Origin of the sequence: Actinoplanes sp. NPDC048791, from assembly GCF_040650095.1 — a bacterium.
Lineage (GTDB): Bacteria > Actinomycetota > Actinomycetes > Mycobacteriales > Micromonosporaceae > Actinoplanes.
Window position 1 is genome coordinate 1 of the sequence record NZ_JBEZGQ010000478.1, and the last position, 6305, is coordinate 6305.

The 6305-nt window shown below is 70.9% G+C and carries 4 protein-coding genes; 3 read left to right on the top strand and 1 reads right to left on the bottom strand.

Going from position 1 to position 6305, the window contains the following annotated elements:
- Positions 1-281: 281 nt before the first annotated feature.
- On the top strand, positions 282-995 hold the full coding sequence (locus AB0C29_RS28525; RefSeq protein ID WP_360826261.1) for a GAF and ANTAR domain-containing protein: 714 nt from the start codon (positions 282-284) through the stop codon (positions 993-995).
- Positions 996-1024: 29 nt separating this feature from the next.
- Here the strand turns inward: AB0C29_RS28525 and AB0C29_RS28530 are convergent, their stop codons facing one another.
- Positions 1025-1579, bottom strand: a complete 555-nt coding sequence (locus AB0C29_RS28530) for a hypothetical protein (protein WP_360826264.1) — start codon at positions 1577-1579, stop codon at positions 1025-1027.
- 294 nt (positions 1580-1873) lie between these two features.
- Between AB0C29_RS28530 and fdh the strand changes: the two genes are divergently transcribed.
- Both fdh and AB0C29_RS28540 read left to right on the top strand, forming a co-directional pair.
- Positions 1874-5152 carry a formate dehydrogenase gene (gene fdh / locus AB0C29_RS28535; RefSeq protein WP_360826267.1) on the top strand — a complete coding sequence of 1093 codons (3279 nt, stop codon included), beginning with the start codon at positions 1874-1876 and terminating at the stop codon, positions 5150-5152.
- Positions 5152-6216, top strand: coding sequence for a 4Fe-4S dicluster domain-containing protein (locus AB0C29_RS28540; RefSeq protein WP_360826270.1), 1065 nt, complete (start codon positions 5152-5154; stop codon positions 6214-6216). The genes fdh and AB0C29_RS28540 overlap by 1 nt, the downstream gene beginning before the upstream one ends.
- The last annotated feature ends 89 nt before the right edge of the window (positions 6217-6305 follow it).

Consider the following 6305-nt stretch of genomic DNA (forward strand, 5'->3'; position numbering starts at 1 on the left):
GTCGCTGGGCCGGCAGCTGCGGCTCAGCGGCGTGCAAGGCATCACCGAACGAGTTCTCGTCCTCACCGGTGTGTATCGCGAGGGCTGAACACAGCACCGCGGCGCCGGGAGGCTCGGCTATCATCTTGGTCAGCCGCCGGCACCCCTGAGGGTGCGGGCGGTCCGGCGTCAAGCAGCGGCGCGGGTTCAGGGTTTCACCGTCCCTGGACAGGTAGTCCGTCCACTCCGCACGGCCGCCTCCCCGGGGCGGCAGCGTGCCCGCTGCAGGGAAACAGACGTACATGGCTCAGCAACCCACCGACCCGGCGGCCGCGTTCGCGGAGTTCGGCCGGATCAAGCTCGGCGAGACAGATCTGCACGGCGTCCTCACCCGCGTCGCCGAGCTCGCGCAGCGCACCCTGCCGGGTGCGGACGAGGTCTCGATCACCCTGGTACGGGACGGGCGCCCGTACACCGCCGCGTACACCGGCGAGATCGCGTTGCAGCTCGACGAACGGCAGTACGAACGCGACGCGGGTCCCTGCCTGCAGGCCGCCTCGGAGAAGGTCACCATCTCCGTCCCGGACACGGCGAGCGACACCCGCTGGGACGGCTGGGCTCCCAAGGCCGCGGCCGCCGGCGTGGGCAGCGTGCTCTCGGTCGGCCTGCCGATCCTGGAGAGCGTCACCGGCGCGGTGAACATCTACGGCCTGCGCGAGCGTGCGTTCGACGACGACACGATCCAGCTGGCCCAGCGCTTCGCCGGCTACGCGACGGTCGCCCTGGCCAACGCCCACCTGCACGACAGCACGACCAACCTGGCCCAGCACATGCAGGCCGCGATGGAGAGCCGGGCGGTGATCGAGCAGGCCAAGGGCATCATCATGGGGGAGCGGCGGTGCAGCGCCGACGAGGCCTTCGCCGTGCTCACCAAGATCTCGCAGGACTCGAACCGCAAGCTGCGGGACGTGGCCGCCGCCCTCGTCGCCCGGGTCGAGAGCGGCTCGGCGCCCTGAGCAGCACCTGCGCCGAGCGCGGCCCGTGGTCAGAGCACCGCCAGCAGGACCGCGCCGAGCATTCCGCCGGCCACGACCACCCCTGTCGTGGCGGCGGTGACCCGCGGGCCGAAGGACCGGATGACCATGGCCAGGCCCGGCAGGCTCACGGCGGGCAGCGTCAGGAGCAGGGCGCCGATCGGCCCGAGGGACAGACCGGCCAGGGCCAGCCCTTGCAGGATCGGGATCTCGCCGCCGGTGGGGATCACCATCAGGGTGCCGAGCACGGCCGGGACGAGGACGACCAGCACCACAGGCCCGGCGGCCTCCCCACCCAGCGGGAACAGCCAGCCGCGGAAGGCGCCGATGAGCAGCACGACGACGAGGTACTCGGGCACCAGGGTGACGGCGAGCCGTAGCAGCACCCGGCGGTAGTCCCGCAGCAGTGCTCCGAGCGTTCTGGGCTCGGTATCAGCAGTTCCGAGCGCGGTCGCCACGGCGTCCGGGGCCGGCCTGTCGGTCAAGCGCGCCACCAGGGCCGCCCCGCCCACCACCACGAGGCCGCCGACCACCAGCCGGGTGACGCTCCACTGCCAGGGCGCCACGAGCGCGAGGAAGATCAGCGGCGGCCAGCCCGTGCACCGCCGCGCTGATCAGCAACGCGGCGACCAGGGCCTTCCACACCGCCTGCAGGTACGCCCAAGTCAGCCACTTGGACCAGAGCAGCGTCCCCACCGCGATGACCAGTGCCGCGACGATCGCGGCGACCACCGCGGTACGGGTCCGCGGCGATGGAACTGACGTCTCGGCGACGGGTGGCGTCATGCCGGGAAACTAACAACGGACATGGCCGGTCGCACGCCGTGCGGGGCGCCGGGAGGTCGTCTAAGGTCGATCTCATGGGAGTCCGCACCTGGATCGGGCACTGGCCGGTCTACCGGCAGCTGACCGGCACCGACCCGCTCGGCCGGGGCGCCGCCGCCCAGTCCGACCGCTCGAAGGCGCTCACCGCGCGCACCGAGACGGCCGACTCCATGGCCCGGTCCGTGTGCCCGTACTGCGCGGTCGGCTGCGGGCAGCGGATCTTCGTCAAGGACGGCCAGGTCGTCCAGATCGAGGGCGACCCGGACAGCCCGATCTCCAAGGGCCGGCTGTGCCCCAAGGGCTCGGCCAGCAAGAGCCTGGTCACCAGCGACCGCCGCCAGCAGAAGGTGCTCTACCGGCGCCCCTACGGCACCGACTGGGAAGAGCTCGACCTCGACACCGCGATGAGCATGATCGCCGACCGGGTGCTCGCCGCGCGCGAGCAGACCTGGGAGGACGACGACGCCGAGGGCCGCCCGCTCAACCGCACGCTCGGCTTCGCCAGCCTCGGTGGCGCGACGCTGGACAACGAAGAGAACTACCTGATCAAGAAGCTCTTCACCGCCATGGGCGCACTCCAGATCGAGAACCAGGCCCGTATTTGACACTCCGCCACCGTTCCCGGTCTGGGAACCAGCTTCGGCCGTGGCGGGGCCACCGGATTCCTCCAGGATCTGGCCAACGCGGACTGCATCATCATCCAGGGCTCCAACATGGCGGAGGCCCACCCGGTGGGCTTCCAGTACGTGGTGGAGGCGAAGAAGCGCGGCGCGAAGATCATTCACGTCGACCCCCGGTTCACCCGTACCAGCGCGCTGGCGCACAGCTATGTCCCGGTGCGGGCCGGCGCGGACATCGCGTTCCTGGGCGGGATCGTCAACTACATCCTGAGCAACGAGAAGGACTTCCGGGAGTACGTGGTCGCGTACACCAACGCGTCCATGATCGTCAGCGAGGACTTCCAGGACACCGAGGACCTCGGCGGGCTGTTCTCCGGCTACGACCCCGAGACCAACGCGTACGACCAGACGTCCTGGGCGTACGAGGGTCAGCAGGACGACGAGGCAGCCACGCAGGACGAGGGCGAGTCGCACACCGACCGGGAGACCGCCTCCGGCCTGGAGCAGGAGTCGCACGGCCCGCCGGTGCCCGCCGACGTGCCCCGTGACCCCACGCTGCAGCACCCCCGCTGCGTCTACCAGATCCTCAAGCGGCACTACGCCCGCTACACCCCGGAGGTCGTGGAGCAGGTCTGCGGCGTCCCCCAGGACAAGTTCCTGGAGGTCTGTGAGGCGTGGACGGCCAACTCGGGCCGCGAGCGCACGACCGCCCTGGTCTACTCGGTCGGCTGGACCCAGCACAGCGTCGGCGTGCAGTACATCCGCACCGGCGCGATCATCCAGCTGCTGCTGGGCAACATGGGCCGTCCCGGCGGTGGCGTGATGGCGCTGCGCGGGCACGCCAGCATCCAGGGCTCCACGGACATCCCGACCTTGTTCAACCTGCTGCCCGGCTACCTGCCGATGCCGCACTTCACCCAGCACGAGACGTTCCGGCAGTGGGTCGACGCCATCCGGCACCCCGAGCAGCAGGGCTTCTGGGCCAACGCGGAGTCGTACGCGGTCAGCCTGCTCAAGGCGTACTGGGGTGACGCGGCCACGGCCGAGAACGACTGGGGTTACAGCTGGCTGCCCCGACTGACCGGCGACCACGGTACGTACCAGCAGGTCCTCGACATGATCGACGGCAAGATCAAGGGGTACTTCCTGCTCGGGCAGAACCCGGCCGTCGGTTCCGCGCACGGCAAGGCCCAGCGCCTGGGCATGGCCAACCTCGACTGGCTGGTGGTCCGCGACCTGTTCATGATCGAGAGCGCCACCTTCTGGAAGGACGGCCCCGAGGTCGCCACCGGCGAGATCGTGCCCACCGAGTGCAAGACCGAGGTGTTCTTCATGCCCGCGGCCTCGCACGCCGAGAAGGAGGGCACCTTCACCCAGACGCAGCGCATGCTGCAGTGGCGCGAGAAGGCTCTCGACCCGCCGGGCGACTGCCGCTCCGAGCTGTGGTTCTTCTACCACCTGGGCCGCATGGTCCGGGAGCGCCTGGCCGGCTCGACGCTGCCCCGCGACCAGGGCATCCTCAACCTGACCTGGGATTACCCGCTGCACGGCGAGCGTGGTGACGAGCCCAGCGGCGAGGACGTGCTCAAGGAGATCAACGGCTACGACACCGCCACCGGCGAGCTGGTGCCCAACTTCACCTCGCTCAAGGCCGACGGCTCGACCGCGTGCGGCTGCTGGATCTACTCCGGCGTCTTCAAGGACGGCGTCAACCAGGCAGCCCGCCGCAAGCCCGGCTCGGAGCAGGACTGGGTGGCCCGCGAGTGGGGCTGGGCCTGGCCCTCGGACCGGCGCACGCTCTACAACCGCGCGTCCGCCGACCCGGACGGCAAGCCGTGGTCGGAGCGCAAGAAGTACGTCTGGTGGGACGAGGAGGCCGGCGAGTGGACCGGCTACGACGTGCCCGACTTCGAGAAGAGCAAGCCGCCGTCGTACCGGCCACCGGAGGGTGCGACCGGCGTCGAGGCCATCTCGGGTGACGACGCGTTCATCATGCAGGGCGACGGGAAGGGCTGGCTGTACGCACCCAGCGGCCTGATCGACGGTCCGATGCCCACCCACTACGAGCCGGTCGAGTCGATCGTGCGCAACCCGCTCTACCAGCAGCAGGCCAACCCGACCCGCAAGCTGTACGAGCGCGCCGACAACCTGACCAACCCCAGCGCCCCCGAGCAGCACTCCGACGTCTTCCCGTACGTCTTCAGCACCAGCCGGCTCACCGAGCACCACACCGCCGGGGGTATGAGCCGGCAGCTCGCGTACCTGTCGGAGCTGCAGCCGGAGATGTTCGTCGAGGTCTCCCCGGAGCTGGCCGCGGAACGCGGGCTGGAGCACCTGGGCTGGGCGCACATCGTGACCGCCCGGGCGGCGATCGAGGCGCGGGTGATGGTCACCGACCGGCTCACCCCGTTGCGCGTCGACGGCCGGGTCATCCATCAGCTCTGGCTGCCGTACCACTGGGGTGGCGAAGGGCTGGTCACCGGCGACTCGGCCAACGACCTGATCGGCATCACGCTCGACCCGAACGTGCTCATCCAGGAGAGCAAGGTCGGCACCTGCGACATCCAGCCGGGCCGCCGCCCGACCGGACCGGAGCTGCTGGAGTACGTCGTCGGCTACCGTCGGCGGGCCGGGCTCGCGCCGGACCACCACACCCCCATGCTGACCAGGAACGAGCCGGAGGAGCCCGGATAATGGCCGGACCGAACAGCCTCTACGGCCCGCTGGACCCCGCGCCCGACGCGGGTTACATCGACGCGCCGCCGCGGATGGGCTTCTTCACCGACACCAGCGTCTGCATCGGCTGCAAGGCGTGCGAGGTGGCCTGCAAGGAGTGGAATCTGATCCCGGACGACGGGTTCAACCTGCTCGGGCAGTCGTACGACAACACCGGCGGCCTGACCGCGAACTCGTGGCGCCACGTCGCGTTCATCGAGCAGCCGGTGGCCGACCGCGGCGGATCGACGGACACCCCCGGCGCGTTCGCCGGCCTGCCGGTCGGCCCGTCGGTGAGCGCGCACACCGCCGTGGTGGCGGCCGGCAGCGGGCAGGACCAGGGCACCGACCCGGGGATCCCGCCCGCGGTCGACGCGCTGGCCGCGGCGGCCACGATCACGGCCCCGAACGGACCGCAGTTCCTCGGCATGCCCGGCTCGGACCTGCCCGGCCGCACCATGGACGCGCCGCGCAGCGACTTCCGCTGGCTGATGATGTCCAACGTCTGCAAGCACTGCACGCACGCCGCCTGCCTGGACGTCTGCCCGACCGGGTCGCTGTTCCGCACCGAGTTCGGCACGGTCGTGGTGCAGGAGGACATCTGCAACGGTTGCGGCTACTGCATCCCCGCCTGCCCGTACGGCGTGATCGACCAGCGCAAGGACGACGGCCGGGCCTGGAAGTGCACGATGTGCTACGACCGGATCGGTGACGGCATGACCCCGGCGTGCGCCAAGGCCTGCCCGACCGAGTCCATCCAGTACGGCGAGCTCGACGAGTTGCGGGCCCGCGCCCAGCACCGCGTGGAGAAGCTGCACGAGCAGGGCGTCGACTCCGCCCGCCTGTACGGCGAGAGCCCGGACGACGGCGTGGGCGGCGACGGCGCGTTCTTCCTGCTGCTCGACGAGCCCGAGGTGTACGGCCTGCCCCCGGACCCGATCGTCACCACCCGCGACCTGCCGGACATGTACAAGCGGGCCGGGCTGGCCGCGCTGGCCATGGCTGCCACGGTGATCGCCTCGTTCGTCGGACGGCGCGGATGAGGCCCCGCGAGGAGGCGGAACGGCCCCGCGACGACTCGGTCAGCCCGCCGCCCGCGGGACGGCCCGGCAGCGGCCTGGCCCGCGACGAG